This is a genomic window from Chitinophaga rhizophila, from assembly GCF_019492185.1.
In the GTDB taxonomy this organism is placed as follows: Bacteria; Bacteroidota; Bacteroidia; order Chitinophagales; family Chitinophagaceae; genus Chitinophaga; species Chitinophaga rhizophila.
In genome coordinates this window covers 1758621-1777070 of sequence record NZ_JAICCF010000001.1, presented here as the reverse complement: position 1 = coordinate 1777070, position 18450 = coordinate 1758621, and the positions used below count along the sequence as shown (strand labels likewise).

Annotated in this window: 14 protein-coding genes; 7 read left to right on the top strand and 7 right to left on the bottom strand. The window is 45.8% G+C overall.

What is annotated here, in order from left to right:
• The first annotated feature begins 4 nt into the window (after positions 1 to 4).
• From K1Y79_RS06620 to K1Y79_RS06600, 5 genes are all read left to right on the top strand, one after another.
• Complete coding sequence (locus K1Y79_RS06620) at positions 5 to 847, top strand: prephenate dehydrogenase (RefSeq protein ID WP_220249211.1); 843 nt, start codon at positions 5 to 7, stop codon at positions 845 to 847.
• Positions 848 to 927: 80 nt separating this feature from the next.
• Positions 928 to 2019, top strand: a complete 1092-nt coding sequence (locus K1Y79_RS06615) for a chorismate mutase (protein ID WP_220249210.1) — start codon at positions 928 to 930, stop codon at positions 2017 to 2019.
• 13 nt (positions 2020 to 2032) lie between these two features.
• Positions 2033 to 3058, top strand: coding sequence for a 3-dehydroquinate synthase (aroB, locus tag K1Y79_RS06610; RefSeq protein ID WP_220249209.1), 1026 nt, complete (start codon positions 2033 to 2035; stop codon positions 3056 to 3058).
• 12 nt (positions 3059 to 3070) lie between these two features.
• On the top strand, positions 3071 to 4351 hold the full coding sequence (gene aroA / locus K1Y79_RS06605) for a 3-phosphoshikimate 1-carboxyvinyltransferase (protein ID WP_220249208.1): 1281 nt from the start codon (positions 3071 to 3073) through the stop codon (positions 4349 to 4351).
• 62 nt (positions 4352 to 4413) lie between these two features.
• A complete protein-coding gene (locus K1Y79_RS06600; protein WP_220249207.1) occupies positions 4414 to 5409 on the top strand; it encodes a chorismate synthase in 996 nt (331 codons plus the stop codon).
• A 150-nt stretch (positions 5410 to 5559) separates the two neighbouring features.
• On the opposite strand, the gene K1Y79_RS06595 is transcribed toward K1Y79_RS06600, so the two are convergent.
• From K1Y79_RS06595 to gcvP, 5 genes are all read right to left on the bottom strand, one after another.
• Entirely contained in the window at positions 5560 to 6282 is a 723-nt protein-coding gene (locus tag K1Y79_RS06595) for an FKBP-type peptidyl-prolyl cis-trans isomerase (protein WP_220249206.1), read from the bottom strand.
• A 70-nt stretch (positions 6283 to 6352) separates the two neighbouring features.
• Positions 6353 to 8248 carry a CocE/NonD family hydrolase gene (locus K1Y79_RS06590; protein WP_220249205.1) on the bottom strand — a complete coding sequence of 632 codons (1896 nt, stop codon included), beginning with the start codon at positions 8246 to 8248 and terminating at the stop codon, positions 6353 to 6355.
• Positions 8249 to 8271: 23 nt separating this feature from the next.
• Positions 8272 to 8622, bottom strand: coding sequence for an MmcQ/YjbR family DNA-binding protein (locus K1Y79_RS06585; RefSeq protein ID WP_220249204.1), 351 nt, complete (start codon positions 8620 to 8622; stop codon positions 8272 to 8274).
• A 130-nt stretch (positions 8623 to 8752) separates the two neighbouring features.
• On the bottom strand, positions 8753 to 9271 hold the full coding sequence (locus K1Y79_RS06580) for a hypothetical protein (RefSeq protein ID WP_220249203.1): 519 nt from the start codon (positions 9269 to 9271) through the stop codon (positions 8753 to 8755).
• Positions 9272 to 10051: 780 nt separating this feature from the next.
• On the bottom strand, positions 10052 to 12922 hold the full coding sequence (gcvP, locus tag K1Y79_RS06575) for an aminomethyl-transferring glycine dehydrogenase (protein ID WP_220249202.1): 2871 nt from the start codon (positions 12920 to 12922) through the stop codon (positions 10052 to 10054).
• A gap of 315 nt (positions 12923 to 13237) precedes the next feature.
• On the opposite strand from gcvP, the gene K1Y79_RS06570 reads away from it, so the two are divergent.
• Entirely contained in the window at positions 13238 to 13732 is a 495-nt protein-coding gene (locus K1Y79_RS06570) for a YkgJ family cysteine cluster protein (RefSeq protein WP_220249201.1), read from the top strand.
• A 4-nt stretch (positions 13733 to 13736) separates the two neighbouring features.
• Here the strand turns inward: K1Y79_RS06570 and K1Y79_RS06565 are convergent, their stop codons facing one another.
• Positions 13737 to 14993 carry an MFS transporter gene (locus K1Y79_RS06565; RefSeq protein ID WP_220249200.1) on the bottom strand — a complete coding sequence of 419 codons (1257 nt, stop codon included), beginning with the start codon at positions 14991 to 14993 and terminating at the stop codon, positions 13737 to 13739.
• 305 nt (positions 14994 to 15298) lie between these two features.
• Here K1Y79_RS06565 and K1Y79_RS06560 point away from each other — a divergent pair, with 305 nt between their 5' ends.
• Complete coding sequence (locus K1Y79_RS06560; RefSeq protein ID WP_220249199.1) at positions 15299 to 17431, top strand: carboxy terminal-processing peptidase; 2133 nt, start codon at positions 15299 to 15301, stop codon at positions 17429 to 17431.
• A 112-nt stretch (positions 17432 to 17543) separates the two neighbouring features.
• Here K1Y79_RS06560 and K1Y79_RS06555 read toward each other — a convergent pair whose 3' ends face one another.
• Complete coding sequence (locus K1Y79_RS06555; protein WP_220249198.1) at positions 17544 to 18431, bottom strand: transglutaminase-like domain-containing protein; 888 nt, start codon at positions 18429 to 18431, stop codon at positions 17544 to 17546.
• Positions 18432 to 18450: the final 19 nt, after the last annotated feature.

Here is an 18450-nt window from a genome sequence, read left to right as displayed (position 1 = left end):
AGTCATGATCGCAACAATAGTAGGAACAGGATTAATAGGAGGTTCACTGGCTATCAGCCTGAAAGAGAAAGGTGTGGCTAACTGGATACTCGGGGTAGACCAGCTTGAAGCTAACCTGCAGAAAGCGCAGGAACTTAAGATCATTGACGAAGGTGCTTCCCTTAAAGATGCTATGCAGCGATCTAAGCTGATCGTGCTGGCTATTCCGGTGGATGCACTCTTGCAGATACTGCCAACTATACTTGATAACGCAGGACCTGAACATGTCATCATGGACGTTGGTTCTACCAAAGAAAAAATTCTGCAACTCGTTGCCGGTCATCCTAATAGAGGACGCTTTGTAGCGGCTCACCCGATGGCCGGCACGGAGTATTCCGGCCCCGAAGCTGCTATTAAAAACCTCTTCACTCACAAAACAATGGTACTTTGTGATGTGAAGAATAGCGATGAAGATGCCCTGGAAGTTGTTGAAAATATGGTAGACAAACTACAGATGCGCCTCGTATATATGAATGGTGTTGAGCATGACCTGCATACAGCATATGTATCACATATCTCTCATATTACCTCTTTCGCACTCGCATTAACTGTGCTGGAAAAGGAAAAGGAACAGGGCCGCATTTTTGAACTGGCCAGCGGTGGTTTTGAATCAACCGTGAGGCTGGCAAAAAGCTCCCCTGACATGTGGGTGCCTATCTTCAAACACAACCGAAATAATGTGCTGGACGTACTGGATGAGCATATCCATCAGTTACAGCAGATGAGACAGTTGCTGGATAGTGAAGATTATGAAACATTCTATAAGCTGATCCAGAAATCAAACAAGATCAGGAAAATATTAAAATAGCCGATAGTCGGACAAACAAGAAAACAAACATTAACAGGATTATGGACGACTATCGTCTATGGTCTGCAAAGCGTCAAACGATGGAACAGATTCTCGCAAAAACTAAATTCTCCGATCCGACTTCAGATAAGAAGCCGCTGATCATTTCCGGTCCATGCAGTGCAGAAACCGAAGAACAGGTACTTGATACAGCCCTTAGACTGGCTAAAACTGGTAAAGTAGATGTACTGCGCGCAGGTATCTGGAAACCACGTACCCGTCCGGGATCTTTTGAAGGTATTGGTGTACAGGGCTTACCTTGGTTGCAGAAAGCGAAAGAACTGACTGGTCTTCCCCTGGCAGTAGAAGTAGCTACCGCTAAACAGGTAGAAGAAGCACTGGCGCATAAAGTTGATATCCTGTGGATTGGCGCACGTACGACTGTAAACCCGTTCTCTGTACAGGAAGTTGCTGACGCCCTGAAAGGTGTAGATACAACTGTACTGATCAAAAACCCGATCAACCCTGACCTCGAACTGTGGATCGGCGCTGTAGAGCGTGTACGCAATGCAGGCATCACTAAAATTGGTCTGATCCACCGTGGTTTCTCCAGCTATGGCAATACCGAATACCGTAACGCACCGATGTGGCACCTGCCTATCGAAATGAAGCGCCGTATGCCTGAACTGCCTATCATCTGCGATCCAAGCCATATCGGCGGCCGCCGCGATATCCTGCAGGAACTTGCACAGGAAGCAGTAGATCTGGATTACGATGGTCTGATGCTGGAATCTCATATTGATCCTGATAAAGCATGGAGCGATGCAAAACAGCAGGTTACTCCTGAAAGACTGGCAGAAATTTTGGAAGGTATCACCTGGCGTCATGAGCACACCAATAAAAAAGAATTTAACTCTGCTCTCGATAAACTCCGTGGTCAGATCAACCAGATCGATGATGAAATACTGCTGCTGCTCGGCAACCGTATGAAAGTCGCTGAAAAGATAGGTCTGTACAAGAAAGAAAATAATGTGACGATCCTGCAGACTAACCGCTGGAACGAGATCCTGGAGCGTGGTATCGCTAAAGGTGAGAAACTGGGCCTGACTAAAGATTTCATCCTGAAATACTTCGATGCAGTACACCTGGAATCCATCAACAGGCAGAACAGAGTGATGAACGAAGACAAATAGATACAACACAAATATGAGAACGTTATCTTACCAGTTCCAGCATAGTAATACAAAATACTATCTGGGTGACAGCCTGCTACAGCTGGGCAATTATGCTGATCCTTCCCGTACTGTACTTGTGCTGGATGAAAATGTGGACGAACACCACGGGCATAAACTGCCAGGCTGGAAAAAGCTGGTGATCCCGGATGGAGAGGAGCATAAAAGCGGTGAAGTCCTTGACCAGATCATTAATGGTCTGATAGAACTGGAGGCTGACCGTAAAACTATGCTCGTCGGCATCGGTGGCGGAATGACCACCGATCTTACAGGTTATGCTGCCAGCATTTACATGCGGGGAATGCCTGTAGGTTTTGTTCCTACTACCTTGCTGGCACAGGTGGATGCGTCCATTGGTGGCAAGAACGGAATAAACCATGGTAAACATAAGAACATGCTGGGTACCATCCGCCAGCCCGAGTTCATTCTGTTTGATTACTCACTGCCGCTTACAATGCCGGCAGAAGAATGGCACAACGGGTTTGCTGAGATCATCAAGTATGCATGCATCCTCGATGCCAGCCTGTTCACCTACCTGGAAGAAAACCGTGATAAAGCCATGCAGCGCGATATGGCCGTACTGCAATACCTGATTGAACGTTCTGTAGAACTGAAAACCAGGGTTGTACTGGAAGATGAATTTGAAACCAGCTCCCGCCGCTGGCTTAACTTCGGTCATACACTCGGCCATGCAGTTGAAAAGATCGACAACATCGCTCATGGTAAAGCGGTAGCTATCGGCATGGTGGCTGCTGCCAAAATATCTGAAAAACTGAAAGGCTTACCTGTAGAACAAACCAACAGGTTAATACGTCTCATCAACGATTATCAGTTGCCAGTAACGCTGACATCCAATAAAGAAGAAGTGTTTAACCTCTTCAAGCTGGATAAGAAGCGTGAGAAAGATGCGATTCACTTTGTGCTGCTCGAAGAAATAGGAAAAGCGCTGACACAGCCTGTTCCTATCGCAGAACTGAAGCAATTGCTGGATGAACTTTAAATCAAACTAATTATGCAAGTAACAATATCGCCCGGCGCTATCAGTGGTACAGTGACCGCCAATCCTTCCAAAAGTGCTATGCAACGTGCCGTTGCTGCTGCGCTGCTGAGCAACGGGACCAGCATCATCCGTAACCCCGGCCTTAGTAATGACTGCCTTGCAGCATTGGATGTAGCCGGTAAACTGGGTGCTGAGATTAAACGTAATGAAGATCACATCGCCATTACCAGCAAAGGAGTACAACCTGTTGCAGATGAAATTAATTGCGGAGAATCCGGTTTGGGTATTCGTATGTTTACGCCGATTGCAGCAACTTCTGATAAAGCAATCACCATCAACGGGCATGGTAGCCTTACTACCCGTCCTATGGATTTCTTTGAACAAGTGCTGCCACAGCTGGATGTTAAATGCACCACCCGCGAAGGCAAACTGCCATTGAAGATTCAGGGCCCCTTGCAGCCGAAAAATATTACTATTGATGGTTCTCTCAGTTCACAGTTCCTGACAGGTCTGCTTATGGCTTACGGGGCCAGTGCAGAAAATGTAACTATCACTGTAAAAGACCTAAAAAGCAAACCTTACATTGCACTTACGCTTCAGCTGATGGAGCAGTTTGGCGTACAGGTAAAGGAAGAGCATTTTGAAACATTCCACTTTGGCAAACGCCAGTCTTATAACGCAGGCGAGTATACAGTGGAAGGCGACTGGAGCGGCGCTGCTTTCCTGCTGGTAGCTGCTGCTGTAGCTGGTAAAGCAGAAGTGCATCACCTCAATACTCAGTCTGCACAATCCGATAAAGCCATCCTCGAAGCATTGGAGAAATGCGGTGCAGGTTTGTTGCCTGGCGTCTTTACTGTAATCGTGGAAAAGCAAAAACTACAGGCGTTTGATTTTGACGCTACTGACTGCCCTGACCTGTTCCCTCCATTGGTGGCGCTCGCCGCTAATTGTGAAGGTACTACCAAAATCATTGGTGTAAACAGACTGGCGCACAAAGAAAGCGATCGTGGTAAAACACTGCAGGAAGAATTTGGTAAAATGGGCATCGTCATTGACCTGCATGGTGATGAAATGCTGGTACATGGCGGTACAGGTATCAAAGGTGCTGTAGTGAGCTCTCACAACGACCACCGCATTGCCATGGCTTGCGCTGTAGCAGGGCTGACTGCCGATGCTCCCGTTGTCATTGAGGATGCAGAAGCAATCAATAAATCATATCCCGAATTTTATGATCATCTTCAGCAGATCGGCGGTATTGTAAAACAGCAGGGCGCTGCAAGCCTCACTCATTAATAGCAAAATACGGGGCGGCAGTGTTATACTGACGACCAGTATTGAAAAAATATTCAAACAGCATGAACAGCTTTGGTAGATTATTCCGGGTGAATGTATTTGGCGAATCGCATGGTGCCAGCGTAGGTGTGAATATTGACGGCATTCCTGCCGGTATTCCACTTACTCAGGAAGACTTCCTGCCTGACCTGGAAAGACGTAAAGCCGGTGCAAAAGGCACTACTCCCCGTAAGGAAGAGGACCTGCCTTTCATCAAATCCGGTGTATTCAACGATCATACTACCGGCGCTCCTATCACCATATTATTTGAAAATAATAATACCCGCAGTACCGATTATGAGAAGCTCCGTGAGTTTCCCCGCCCCGGTCATGCGGACTTTGTAGCTACACATAAATTCGGCGGCTATGAAGATTACCGTGGTGGTGGCCATTTCAGTGGCCGTCTCACCCTTAATCTGGTTGCTGCCGGTGTTATCGCCAAAAAGATCCTGGGCACTGGTATTTCTGTAAAGGCTACCCTGAAAGAAGTAGCCGGCTTACCTGATGCCGAAAAAGGCCTTGAAGCTGCAATTGCAGCGAAAGACTCTGTAGGCGGTATCGTTGAATGTGTAGTTGACGGACTGCCAGTCGGATTGGGTGAGCCATTCTTTGATTCTATCGAATCAACGATTGCACATGCTGTCTTCTCCATACCTGCTATCAAGGGTATAGAGTTTGGCGCAGGTTTCGCCGCTGCCCGGATGAAAGGTGTTGAACATAACGACGCTATTCTTGATGCAACCGGTAAAACGGCTACCAATCACGCTGGTGGTGTAGTAGGCGGTATTACCAACGGCAATCCGCTTGTATTCCGTGTAGCTGTAAAACCTACCTCCAGCACGCCCAAAGAACAACATACACTGAACATCAAAAGTGGTGAAGTAGAAAACTTCAGTGTAAAAGGCCGTCACGATCTCTGTATCGCGTTACGCGTACCTGTTGTACTGGAAGCAGTGACAGCTATGGCACTGGCAGACTTTATGCTGCTGGAACATCAGGCTAAAAGAATCTGGAGATAATAAGCATCAGCATACTAAATAATAAACGGGCGCTTCATCTTGAAGCGCCCGTTTATTATTTACATCCGGAAAGAAATCAGCATTCACAACCTATCATTAACTGAACAGCTGTATGCTTTATGCCGATTTTATATCCCTGACTGTTTGAACTTAGTTTTCAATTGCAATCAGTTCTACTTCAAACACCAAGGCGCTGTTTGGTCCGATTTTCGGGCCTGCCTGGCGCTCACCGTAAGCCAGATCAGAAGGAATGAACAGTTTCCATTTAGAACCTACCGGCATCAACTGTAATGCTTCTGTCCAACCTTTGATAACACCGCTAACAGGGAAGGAGATCGGCTGACCTCTTTCTACTGAACTATCAAATACAGTACCGTCAATCAGGGTACCGTGGTAGTGAGTTTTCACCTTACTGTTCAGCGTTGGTTTAGGACCGGTACCTTCAGTAATGATCTGGTACTGTAAACCACTTGGCAACGTTACGATGCCTGGTTTAGTCTTATTTTCAGCAAGGAACTGCTCGCCGGCTACTTTGTTTTTCTGCATCTTTTCAGCTTTTAACTGTTGTAAATATTCGCTTACACTCATATTGCCTTGTTCTTTAGTTATTAAAGGTGTGCCGTTATTAAGGGCATCCTGTAACGCCTGGGTTAATGCTGCAGTTTTCACACTGTCAAGTCCCTGCGTTTTCAGCATACTGCCAAATTCCAGGCCAATCGCATAACTGATCGTATCCAGTTTGGTCTGTAATAATGGTGCCGGCGCAACAGCTACCGGAGCTTCTTTGTCTTTTTTAGACTTTTTTTTCTTTTGCGCGTAACCTGGAAGGGTTGCCACGCCTAAAACTCCAAGTAATAGGGCTTTTCTGATCATAAAATGGTTTATTGAACTTGTTCAGATAACCGGCAGATTATCCCTACCGGAATGCCCTGCAAGTTAGTAACTATTTGATTACCGGCAACTCTATGTGCGATGGGTGCTGTGCATCATGATAAATTCTGATATCTGCTTTGCGGAAATCCTTGTCATCGCAGGTATAAATATCTGTAAATACCTGCGGATTCCTGTCTACCAGTGGAAACCAGCTACTTTGTACCTGTACCATGATTTTATGCCCCTTTTTGAATGTATGCGCTACATCCGGTATACTGAAGTTAACAGCTGTCGGCATATCTGGCGTAAATGGCACTGGCTTTTCAAAACTGCCACGATACTTTCCACGCATGATCTCGCCTCTTACCAGCATCTGGTATCCTCCCATCGGATAAGTGGCAGAAGGCACCCTACGATGGTCGCTTGGCGCGTCCTGCTGGTATTTGAAGTCATTAGGGAAAACATCGATCAGCTTCACCACAAAGTCAGCATCCGTACCACTGGTGCTCGCTATCAGTTTCGCTACCAGCGGACCGGCCACTGTAACATCTTCTGTCAGCACATCTGTCTCAAATACAGCTACATCCGGCCGCCTGGAAGCAAAACGCTGATCATCTGTCATATAAGTGATCGTCCGGTTGAAATGTACATCTTCTGTATAAGGTACCGGTTTGGAAGGGTCGCTCACATACCCGGTGAAACTGGATGCAGCCTGCGGTTTACTGAAATTCAGCTTTCCATTGGCCTGCAGATAAATAGGTTGAGTCTGAACACCAGCCAGCGGCCATGTCGGCAGCTTGCGCCACTTGTTTTCTCCTGTAAAGAAGATAGTAGCCTCTGCTATGCTGTCAGCGCCTTTCCCTTTAAGATGATAATTGAAAAATGGTACTTCAATATTGTCCTGGTACCAGGTAGAAGTAGCACTCTCAAAACGTACATTACCCAGTGATGAGCCGTCATTAACAATCGAAGACCATTGCCCGTGATACCATGGGCCCATTACAATACGGTTGTTGGTCCTGGCGCTCTGTTTTTCAATGGCCTTGTAAGTATTCCACGCACCGAAACAATCTTCCGCATCAAACAAGCCGCCTACAACCAGCGTTGCAGGTTTTACATCTGTAAGAAACTGCCTTACGTTGCGCGCCTTCCACCAGTTGTCCAGGTTTGGATGCGCCACCAGGTCTTTCCAGAAGGCAATGCTATCACCCATCAGCTTAGTAAAGTTTTTTACGGCTCCTGTGCGCAGGTAAAAGTCATAGTTATCCATATTTTTGAAGTCAAAACCGGTAGGGCCAACCGTAGTCGGCTTAGGTCTCGGCTTACCAAAACTGGTGTAAAAAGCGAAGGCATCTGTGATAAAAAATGCACCATTATGGTGGAAATCATCTCCGATAAACCAGTCAGTAACCGGTGCCTGCGGACTTACAGCCTTTAATGCCGGATGACCGCTTAATGCTGCCATAGTAGAGTAAAACCCAGGGTAAGATATACCCATGATCCCTACATTGCCATTATTACTTTCCAGGTTTTTTACCAGCCAGTCAATCGCATCATATGTATCACTGGCTTCGTCAATGTCTTTTTTACCCTTTTTTTCCGGCTGGAACGGGCGTACATCAACAAAGTTTCCCTCACTCATCCAGCGGCCTCTCACATCCTGCATCACAATAATGTAGCCTTCATCGAGGTACTTCTTAAAGTGACTGCGCCAGAAAGGAAGAAAATTGTCTTCTCCATATGGGGCGCAGGAGTAAGGAGTGCGGGACATGAGAATGGGGTGTTTCTCCGATTTGTCCTTCGGCATATAGATCGAGGTAAACAGCTTTACGCCATCCCGCATGGGAATATAAACCTCCTTTTTAATGTAGTTTTCACGTACCCACAGTGAGTCCTGATTAAGTGCATGCACACAGGAACTATGCAGGATCAGTGCTGCTGCAAACAGCATTAACAGTTTTCTCATAAGCTATTTAACGGTTTAGAAATTTAAGATAACAGACTTTCCCTGTCTTTCTTCGGCAGCGACTTCACCACAAGATCATATGAGTCTCTGATCCATTGATAGATCAGCCGGCCCGGGATGTTGGAATGAACGTCCACTGTATTCCAATGCTTCTTGTTCATATGATAACCTGGCGTAACGCCTTCATAACGCTCACGAAGTTCGACCGCAATTTCAGGGTCACATTTCAGGTTAACGCTTTCAAAATTATCCAGTTGGGTCAGTGCAAACATTTTCCCCTTAACCTTGTAAACCAGTGTCTCTTCTCCAAAAGGAAACTCTTCTGTCACGGCAGGCAGCGCCAGACAATATTCCCTGAATTGCTCAATATTCATGATATGTTGTATCTCTGTAAGGTGATTATCAAATATAAAAAAAAGGGGCCAACCTGATAACGGTTGACCCATGGTTATAAATGAGATGATAAGTTGCTACAGGCAGTAGATATGGTTAATAGTAATAAGTTTACAGCCGGTTGATGGAGAGAATAACGCGGGAATAACGCCCGTATATAATCTCGACATCCTGACCCGCTTTGAACTCGTCCATCCGGCCGCGCATCCAGTAAAACAGTCGCTTGCTTTTCTTCACACCTTCCTGTTTTACAATAAAGCTGGTCTGCTCTTCATTGTTACCCTGGTACACCATTTCCAATGGTACCTGTATTTGTCCTTTTTCCAGCTTGGTCAGATCTTTTTTGATCGTAAAGTAACGTACATCTGTTACTTTAATCAACGCAAAAATCAGTGCAACCACAAATGAAGAAAGCCATATCCAGAACCAGGTATTTCTGTAAGAGAACAGTGAGTCATTGATCTCTTCTTCGCTGAGACGCCTGCTCAGAAAATAATGAGGTACAAAAGCAACGATGATTACCAGTAGCAGACCAAACGATATGAATTTGTAAATCTGCTTTTTGTTCTTTTTCAGCGCATCTTGAAGGAGGAAAATCTCCTCGATGGTCATGAAAGAGTATTCCTGCATAAGTATAGTGGTTTTTCTTACTATGTAATATATATAAAAAATTACTGAATTGATCATGATAGCGTGGCAAACAGAGAGAAATTTGTATCAGCAGAACTTAACAAACTGGTTGTCAGTAAAGAATTTTTCCTCATCCGTAACCTTTTCCCAGCTTCCATGCCGAAGCGCAGAAATCCCTGTAGCTACACTATTGTATCAATTAGTCACAAGCTATAGCCGTGACTTATTACATGCAAATCCGAACATTCAATTTCAAAGAACTGAAACAATATTAGGGCAAAGTTGAAGGCTTTTTCGGCCAATGTCCATAGGACGCCAAAACGTGTCCACAGGACGCTGCCTTTTCATATAACGTATTTATATTCATATAGTTATTGTGTCTCTGAAAACGGCTCTCTTGCAGGGCATACCGGACCAGGATGGCGCCGTTACGGTTGAAGTTATTACGGGTATTTACGCTAATTGCCGTGAAGCTGACAAAGTAATCCTGAAAGCGCTATACTTCATCGAGTGCATGCATCTGGCCAATTGTGGACATTGGAAATGTCAACCTTTTTCAGGATCGTGCAAACGAGAGAAATTGTCATGATCTTACGTTGATCCTACGTCTTTGAACGTAGGATCAACGTAAGATCATGATCATCAAACCGGCGGGTGTTCATTGGCTGGTACCGTAAGAAACAGCGCATTAAAAAAGCGGCGATATCTTTCGATACCGCCGCTTATATTTTCTGCCTGTCTTGACTCCAGGACTTTATTTTCAGTGCTCAGAAATCACAATTAAGCTTCTGCTTCTGCGTATGCGCTAACAGGCTCGCAGGTACAGATCAGGTTACGATCGCCATGCGTGTTGTTCACACGGCTGATAGATGGCCAGAATTTGTTCAGCTTCACGTAATCCAGTGGATAAGCTGCCTGCTGACGGGTGTATGGACGTGTCCAGTCATCCGCAGTAATAACAAACTGTGTATGCGGAGCATGTTTCAGTACGTTATTCAGTTTATCAGCAACGCCAGTTTCTACTGCTGCAATCTCTTCACGGATAGAAAGCATAGCGTCGCAGAAACGATCCAGTTCATCTTTATCTTCACTTTCTGTAGGCTCAATCATGATGGTACCTGGTACCGGGAAGCTCAGGGTTGGAGCGTGGAAACCGTAGTCCATCAAACGTTTTGCCACATCTTCTGCTTCAATAGCAGCTGACGCTTTGAACGGACGCAGATCAACGATGAACTCGTGTGCACAGGTACCATTCACACCGTTATACAGGATATCGTATGCTTTTTCCAGACGCGCTTTCATATAGTTAGCGTTCAGGATAGCAAACTGAGAGGCCTTTTTCAGACCATCAAAGCCCAGCAGGCGGATATATGCATAAGAGATAAGCAGGATAGAAGCAGAACCATATGGCGCTGCAGATACAGCATTTGCCTGTGCTTTTGTATCCAGACTAACGTGACCAGGCAGGAATGGAGCCAGGTGTTTAGCTACACAGATCGGGCCCATGCCAGGACCACCACCACCGTGAGGAATAGCAAAGGTTTTGTGCAGGTTCAGGTGACAAACGTCTGCACCGATCAGACCAGGAGCAGTCAGACCTACCTGTGCATTCATATTAGCACCATCCATGTACACCTGTCCGCCAAATTCGTGAACAGTATTACAGATGTCTTTTACGCTTTCTTCGTACACACCGTAAGTAGAAGGATAAGTGATCATGATACCTGCCAGGTTAGCAGCATGCTGCGCAGCTTTCGCTTTCAGGTCAGCTACATCGATGTAACCATTTTCCAACGCTTTCACTACTACTACCTTAAAGCCAGCCATTACAGCAGAAGCCGGGTTGGTACCATGTGCAGAGATAGGAATCAGCATCACGTTACGGTGACCTTCTCCTCTGCTTTCATGGTATGCTTTGATCACCAGCAGACCTGCATATTCACCCTGCGCACCACTGTTAGGTTGCAGACTGCATGCATCGAATGCGGTTACTTTACACAGGTAATCTCCCAGTTCATCAACGATTTGCTGATAACCGCCTGTCTGCGATTTAGGTGCAAACGGGTGCATCTTGCTCCAGTGGCTCCAGCTTAGCGGAATCATCTCAGTAGCTGCATTGAGTTTCATGGTACAGCTACCCAGAGAGATCATGGAAGTGTTCAGAGAAAGATCTTTATTTTCCAGCAACTTCATATAACGCATCATCTCAGACTCGCTGTGATGGGTGTTAAACACCGGATGCAGCAGGTAAGCCGAAGTTCTTTCCAGACCCGCAGGGACACTGGTAGTTTTCAGTTCCGGACTGTTACTGGAGATAGTTTCTGCTTCAAAGATGCCGAGAATATCATTTACATCCTGGATAGTTACGGTTTCATCGAGAGAGATGATAACGCGACCAGCTTCAGGATAGAAGAAGTTAATACCTATTGCTTCCGCTTTATTCTTGATAGCAGCGCTGTTGCTAACACGTACTTCAATGGTATCGAAGAAGAAAGAAGCACCCAGTTCAAGACCTTTTGCTCTCAGCTTCTGAGCCAGTGCATTTGTCAGGATGGCAACGCGGGTAGCAATGTTTTTCAGTCCTTTAGGACCATGATATACTGCATACATGGCGGCCATATTAGCCAGCAGTGCCTGTGCAGTACAGATATTGGAAGTAGCTTTCTCACGTTTGATATGCTGCTCGCGTGTTTGCAGCGCCATACGTAATGCGCGGTTACCTTGTGCATCGATGCTCACACCAATGATACGGCCCGGAATGCTACGTTTAAAGTCATCTTTTACGGCAAAGAAAGCTGCGTGCGGACCACCAAAACCCAATGGCACACCGAAACGTTGCGCAGAACCTAATGCTGCATCAGCACCCAGTTCACCCGGAGTAGTCAGTAATGTCAGGGCCAGCAGATCTGTAGCCATAGCAACATAAGCGCCGGCAGCATGAACTTTCTCTATAAAGTTGCGGTAATCTTCAACGCTACCTACACTGTTTGGATACTGAATCAGTGCTCCGAAGTAAGTTTCGTCGATTTCTGCGGTATGATAATTACCCACTACTACTTCGATGTTCAGTGGAGTAGCACGGGTGTATATTACGTCAGTTGTCTGCGGGAAAGTGTTTGCATCAACAAAGAATTTCGGACGGGTCAGTTTGTCGTGATCTTTGTTCAGCGCGCTGAAGAACATTGCCATAGCTTCAGCAGCCGCACTTGCTTCGTCCAGCAGGGAAGCATTAGCGATTGGCAAACCGGTCATGTCGCTAACCATAGTCTGGAAATTCAGTAAGCTTTCCAGACGGCCCTGCGCAATCTCAGCCTGATACGGAGTGTATTGGGTGTACCATCCCGGGTTTTCAAACACATTACGTAAAATCACACTTGGCGTGATCGTATCGTAATAACCCTGCCCGATGTAGTTTCGGAATACATGATTCTTCAGAGATACTTCCTTCAGATGGCGCAGGTAATCACTTTCGCTCATCGCAGGAGGTACCGCCAGCGGTTGCTGCATACGGATAGCTCCAGGAACAGTTTTGCTTACCAGCTCTTCCAGGGAGGATACGCCAATGGTATCCAGCATTTTTTTAGTCTCAGCTTCATTTGGCCCTATGTGACGGCCAACAAATTCATTCTGTTGTATATCAAAAAGATTCATGATGTAAAGCAGGTATGTTTGAAAAGAATGTGCAAAGCTATATTGTTTTTTAGCAATGGCCAAACCAGGGCGGTCGTTGGAGAAAATGCGGTGATAAATGTCGGTAAGAAAGTGATCTTATTGTCACGAAAGTGTAACCAAAATACTGTACACCTTGATACTTCCGGTTCAATGTTATAAAAAGCACCCGGGATCCGGGAATTATCACTTCCAGCCAAACTAACTATATCGGTGCACCAGCCTGAACTTATTCCTGCAGGAAAGGCAAATTACGCTGACTTTCAGCTTTCCGTTAATCCTTATCTTTGCGGTCAAATGGACGATTTACTTTTAAACTGGGAGCAGAAAGCCCAGGAGCAGCAGAAGACTAACAAACAGTTCCTGCAGAAATTACAGACAAAGAGAGGGAGAGGCGTAGAAAAATTACTGCCGGATATGCACGATGAAGCTTTTAGTCATGTGGATTGCCTGAAATGTGCCAATTGCTGCAAGACAATCAGCCCGCGCTTCAAGATGCCCGATATCAAACGCATCTCCAAATACTTGGGTATGAAAGAGTCTGCGTTTATTGACCAATACCTGCGGATGGATGACGACGGTGATTATGTGGTAAAATTCAGTCCATGTCCTTTCCTGGATGCTGACAACTATTGCAGTATCTACGATGCCCGCCCGGGAGATTGCGAGAATTATCCTTATACAGACAGCTTCGATTTTATCAAAAGGCCTAATATCACCTATCTGAACAGTACCATCTGTCCTGCCGTATACTATGTACTGGATAAACTGAAGAAAGTTACCAAACTATAGTCCGTCAGGCTTTCAGATCCAGCTTACGCATGGCGGGTGAGATGATATAGGTGGTGATCACCACGCCAAGGGTCACACATCCGCCAAATACAACAGAGGGTACCAACCCGATGGCACGCGCCATAAATCCGCTTTCAAAAGCGCCTAGTTCGTTGGATGAGCCAACAAACATAGAGCTTACCGCAGCTACGCGTCCGCGCATATCATCCGGTGTTTTCAGTTGCAGGATAGTCTGGCGGATTATCACGCTGATGCCATCCAGCATGCCGCTGATCAATAATGCAAAGAAGGAGAGTATGAAACTGGTGGACAATCCGAATACAATGATACACAGTCCGAACCCAAATACGGCCGCCAGCAGCTTAAGACCGGGATGGTGTACCAGCGGCTTGTAGGCCAGTACAAACATGGTGGTAAGTGAGCCGACTGCGACAGCTGCCCGCAGTAAGCCAAATTCCAGTGAACCAACATGCAGTACATCAGTTGCAAAGATCGGCAACATGGATACCGCTCCGCCAAATAATACGGCAAACATATCCAGCGCCATGGCATTTAACACCACTTTAGTCTTCCATACAAAACGCATCCCTTTGGTAAGGCCATCCAGGAAACTTTCTCCCTGTGCTTTGTAATGGATGGGCTTGGGCTTGATCCTGATCAGGCAGTAGAGCGGTGCAAGGAAAATGCCCACTACCAGTAACATAGACCAGTGTATGCCCAGGAAATAGATAAACAGGCCACCCAATGCCGGACCTGCCATACCACCTATCTGCCAGGAACTGCTGCTCCAGGTTGAGGCATTGGCATACAGGGTTCTCGGTACAATCAGTGCCATAAGGGAGAAGTTGGCCGGACTGAGAAACGCCCTGACTATGCCACCAATGAATACCAGGCCATAGACCATGTTCAGCACCCATTTCAGCGGAATGCCTGCTACTGCTTCATCCCAGGTAAGCAGGAACAGTCCTGCGCCTATCAGGATATAAGCAATTACACACAATAACAGCAATCCACGTTTTTCCCGCTTATCCACAATATGTCCGGCAAAAGGCGCTACAAGCACCGCTGGTATCACTTCTGCAAGGCCGATGAGACCTAGCGCAAACGGATCGTGTGTCAATGCATTCACCTTCCACTCAACAATGGTGAATTGCATAGCCAGCGCGAAGACCAGCGCAAAACGGATAACAAGGTAGTAGTTAAATTCTGGGATGCGTAACGAAGCGTACGGGTCATTTTTGGTAGTAGCCGGAGTATCCACTGTGCAGTTTTTAATAGCTGCGGCAAAAATAGATAATTTGATGCATTGGCCGGAATACCAATCTGATAAACGGTTAGATAAAATCGGTAGAAGATGCGTATTTTTATCTATAAGATCCCGATTCGCTTAGAAATTGGTCTGGTTTTGGCATTTGTTGGATTGTAAAGTGCAACCTGTTAAATGTAAGCCAATTGCATCTCACACTGTATTGTACTGTTTCTCAATCTTTTGTTAAAAGCATTTCACCCTTCTGATTCGATGGGCGATTTTATGTTATATTTGATGACGCTCAATTTTGGATTTCTATGAGAAGAATGAAAGTGATTATTCCGGTTGCCTTGCTCACCATCTCGATGGGAGTGCTGGCATTCAGCAAACTACATAAAGAAGATCCTCCCGGCAGATACGAAGTGATCATGGGCCTGGTTGGACAAATACTCACCCAGGGACACTATCAGCCCAAGGCCATTAACGATGCCTATTCAAGGGAAGTTTTTGATAAATACCTGAAGAGCCTGGATCCTGAGAAAAAGTTTTTTCTGAAAAGTGATGTGCAGGGGTTGCAGAACGTAGCTACGCATATCGATGATGAATTACAAGGTGCGCCACTCGATTGTTTCAATGCTGTAAATGGCATTATCAAGCAACGTGTGACTGAAGCTGCAGCTATCTATCCGGAAATACTTGCACAACCTTTCGACTTTACCAAAGAAGAAAAGGTAACGCTTGATCCTGATAAGATCGACTATCCTGCCGATCAGGCAGCGCGCAAAGATGCCTGGAGGAAAGTGCTGAAGTACCGTACCCTGGAGAAATTCATTGAACTGCAGGAAAGCCGCGATAAAGCAAAAGATCAGAAAGATAAAGCCACCGAAAAGCCTAAGACAGATGCTGAACTTGAAGCAGAAGCAAGGACAAAGGTGAAATCTGTATATGACCGTTACTTTGACCGTCTGAAAAACAAGCAGGATGATAACGAACGTTTCAGCCTGTTCATCAATGCGATCACAACTACCATGGACCCGCACACTGACTTCTTCCCGCCTGCTGAAAAGAGGGCTTTTGAAGAGCAGATGGCTGGTAAGTTCTTCGGTATCGGCGCTCAGCTGAAAGAAGAAGATGGTAAAATAAAAATTACCAGTATTGTGACAGGTAGCGCCAGCTGGAAAGACGGCCGTCTGAAAGCAAACGATGTTATTCAGAAAGTAGGACAGGCAGACAAAGAACCTGTTGATATCACCGGTTACGCTGTTGAAGATGCGGTAAAATTGATCCGCGGTAGTAAAGGTACCATCGTAAAACTGACAGTGAAGAGTGTGGATGGTACCCAGAAAGTAGTTGACATTGTACGTGATGAAGTAGTGCTGGACGATACCTTCGCTAAGTCGGCCATTATTAATGGCCAGCATAAATTGGGTTATATCTATCTGCCTGAGTTTTATGCAGATTTCAACGACAGAAACGGCGCACGTTGTGCAGAAGATGTCGCCAAAGAAATCACTAAGCTGAAAGCTGAGAATGTAGAGGGTATTATCCTTGACCTTCGTTTCAATGGTGGTGGTTCCCTGCAGGATGTTGTACAGATGGCCGGACTGTTTATTCCAGAAGGCCCTATTGTACAGGTAAAATCCCGTAGCGGAGATCCGATGGTGCTGCGCGATCGTGATAAGAGCGTACAGTATGGCGGTCCGCTGGCTATCATGGTTAATGAATACAGTGCATCTGCATCCGAGATCATGGCTGCTGCAATGCAGGACTACAAACGTGCGGTAATCATCGGTAGCAATACCTTTGGTAAAGGTACTGTACAGCGTATGCTGAACCTGGATGATTTCTATTCCAATAAAGAACTGGGCGCTCTTGGAGCAATTAAACTGACCCAACAGAAGTTCTACCGTGCAAATGGTGGTTCTACACAGCTCAAAGGTGTAACATCCGATATCCTGCTGCCTGATCCATATTATGAAGTATCAGAGCGTAAAGATGACGATGCACTGGCATGGGATGAAATTCCGAAGGCTTCTTACGCTACCTGGATTGATCCGGTACCGGTGGAGGCGCTGAAGAAAAGCAGCGAAAAACGTGTAGCTGCCAGCGAGGCATTCAAAATGATGAATGACAATATCAGCACACTGAAGAAAATGGAAAGTCAGGAAACTTATTCACTTAACATGCAGACATTCAAAGCAGAGCAGAAGTCTAACACTAACGCCCTGAAACGTTATGATGCAGTTAATGAAAAAGTGAAAGAACTGAATATCGTAAGTCTGAAAGTAGATCTTGACAAACTGGCGAGCGATTCTTCTAAATTAGCGCGTAATAAAGACTGGTTAAAATTCAGACAGAAAGATATCTATCTGGATGAAGCAGTAAACGTGATGAATGACCTGATCACCCTGTCTTATCCTAAACTGCAGGGTAAACCGGCTAACAAGTAATCATACACTTCGTTATAAAATAAAAGACGGCTCGTGATAAATGAGCCGTCTTTTATTTTGTATATAAGCGAGATCTTACTGTCTGAACTTTGCGGATGGCCGGTTAGGCTGATCAGAGGTCCCTGTTCTTTTCACCCAGTAGTTTTGCCAGTGTCCTTAACTCATCTCTCCTGAATGCATCTTTTTCATCCTGAAAGCATTTAACCAGTTCTTCCAGCAGGAACTGGATAACCCGTTTGTTGGACTGCGGCTGAAAAAAGTAAGGCGTTACCGGTATGGACATCCTTTTCAGGTAGCCCTCTACATCCTGGTGGGAATAGATCTGGCCCTGAATGGGATCAATGAAGAACAGGATACGGGTATCATCTGGTCTGGGTACTTCGGTAAAGTCGTAAAACGAATCGAAATAGCCTAGTATGAACTGGCGGGGAATGTTCACTGCATATACCGGCAGGTCAAGCATAGCGCAAAGGCTTTGGTACACAATGCCGTTGGTCAGCGGATTGCCTTTGCGTGATTCGATTACCTGGTTAATGAAAAACTGGTTCTTTCGCACATAAGCTACTTCTTCGCCTTTCAGACCGAAGTAGTTATAGATCATGCTGTTAAGTACATTGATCTGTTCCAGCGGCGTCAGATAGTTGTTCAGTTCCAGCCAGATATTCCTTTTAATCCTTTCGATTTCTGTGATCACCTGCGTTGGTTGCATATCAGGGAACTGATAACGGGCTACCAGTATGGCACCCTGCAGCAGGTCAGGCATATCTGACTGACTCCAGTCCAGCAACGCTACCTGTAAGTCATTATAATGCACCCGGTGGATAAGCTGTTCTATCCTTTCCTGGATGGATTCATCTACGGTGTTTTCCCACAGATTTTCCAGGTTAGGGATGATCTCTTTTCCGAACAACAGAATTTTGCTGGCAACAGTATCATACACCTCCTGATCGGGGTCATCCAGAAGATGGAACAAAGCATTTATTTCCTTGGTCTCGTGCATAGAATGAATATACAGATGT

What these genes read in the sequence shown, in the direction of transcription:
- K1Y79_RS06620 (WP_220249211.1), top strand. Translation starts at nt 5, where the DNA reads ATGATCGCAACAATAGTAGGAACAGGATTAATAGGAGGTTCACTGGCT.
- K1Y79_RS06615 (WP_220249210.1), top strand. Translation starts at nt 928, where the DNA reads ATGGAACAGATTCTCGCAAAAACTAAATTCTCCGATCCGACTTCAGAT.
- aroB (WP_220249209.1), top strand. Translation starts at nt 2,033, where the DNA reads ATGAGAACGTTATCTTACCAGTTCCAGCATAGTAATACAAAATACTAT.
- aroA (WP_220249208.1), top strand. Translation starts at nt 3,071, where the DNA reads ATGCAAGTAACAATATCGCCCGGCGCTATCAGTGGTACAGTGACCGCC.
- K1Y79_RS06600 (WP_220249207.1), top strand. Translation starts at nt 4,414, where the DNA reads ATGAACAGCTTTGGTAGATTATTCCGGGTGAATGTATTTGGCGAATCG.
- K1Y79_RS06595 (WP_220249206.1), bottom strand. Translation starts at nt 6,282, where the DNA reads ATGATCAGAAAAGCCCTATTACTTGGAGTTTTAGGCGTGGCAACCCTT.
- K1Y79_RS06590 (WP_220249205.1), bottom strand. Translation starts at nt 8,248, where the DNA reads ATGAGAAAACTGTTAATGCTGTTTGCAGCAGCACTGATCCTGCATAGT.
- K1Y79_RS06585 (WP_220249204.1), bottom strand. Translation starts at nt 8,622, where the DNA reads ATGAATATTGAGCAATTCAGGGAATATTGTCTGGCGCTGCCTGCCGTG.
- K1Y79_RS06580 (WP_220249203.1), bottom strand. Translation starts at nt 9,271, where the DNA reads ATGCAGGAATACTCTTTCATGACCATCGAGGAGATTTTCCTCCTTCAA.
- gcvP (WP_220249202.1), bottom strand. Translation starts at nt 12,922, where the DNA reads ATGAATCTTTTTGATATACAACAGAATGAATTTGTTGGCCGTCACATA.
- K1Y79_RS06570 (WP_220249201.1), top strand. Translation starts at nt 13,238, where the DNA reads ATGGACGATTTACTTTTAAACTGGGAGCAGAAAGCCCAGGAGCAGCAG.
- K1Y79_RS06560 (WP_220249199.1), top strand. Translation starts at nt 15,299, where the DNA reads ATGAGAAGAATGAAAGTGATTATTCCGGTTGCCTTGCTCACCATCTCG.
- K1Y79_RS06555 (WP_220249198.1), bottom strand. Translation starts at nt 18,431, where the DNA reads ATGCACGAGACCAAGGAAATAAATGCTTTGTTCCATCTTCTGGATGAC.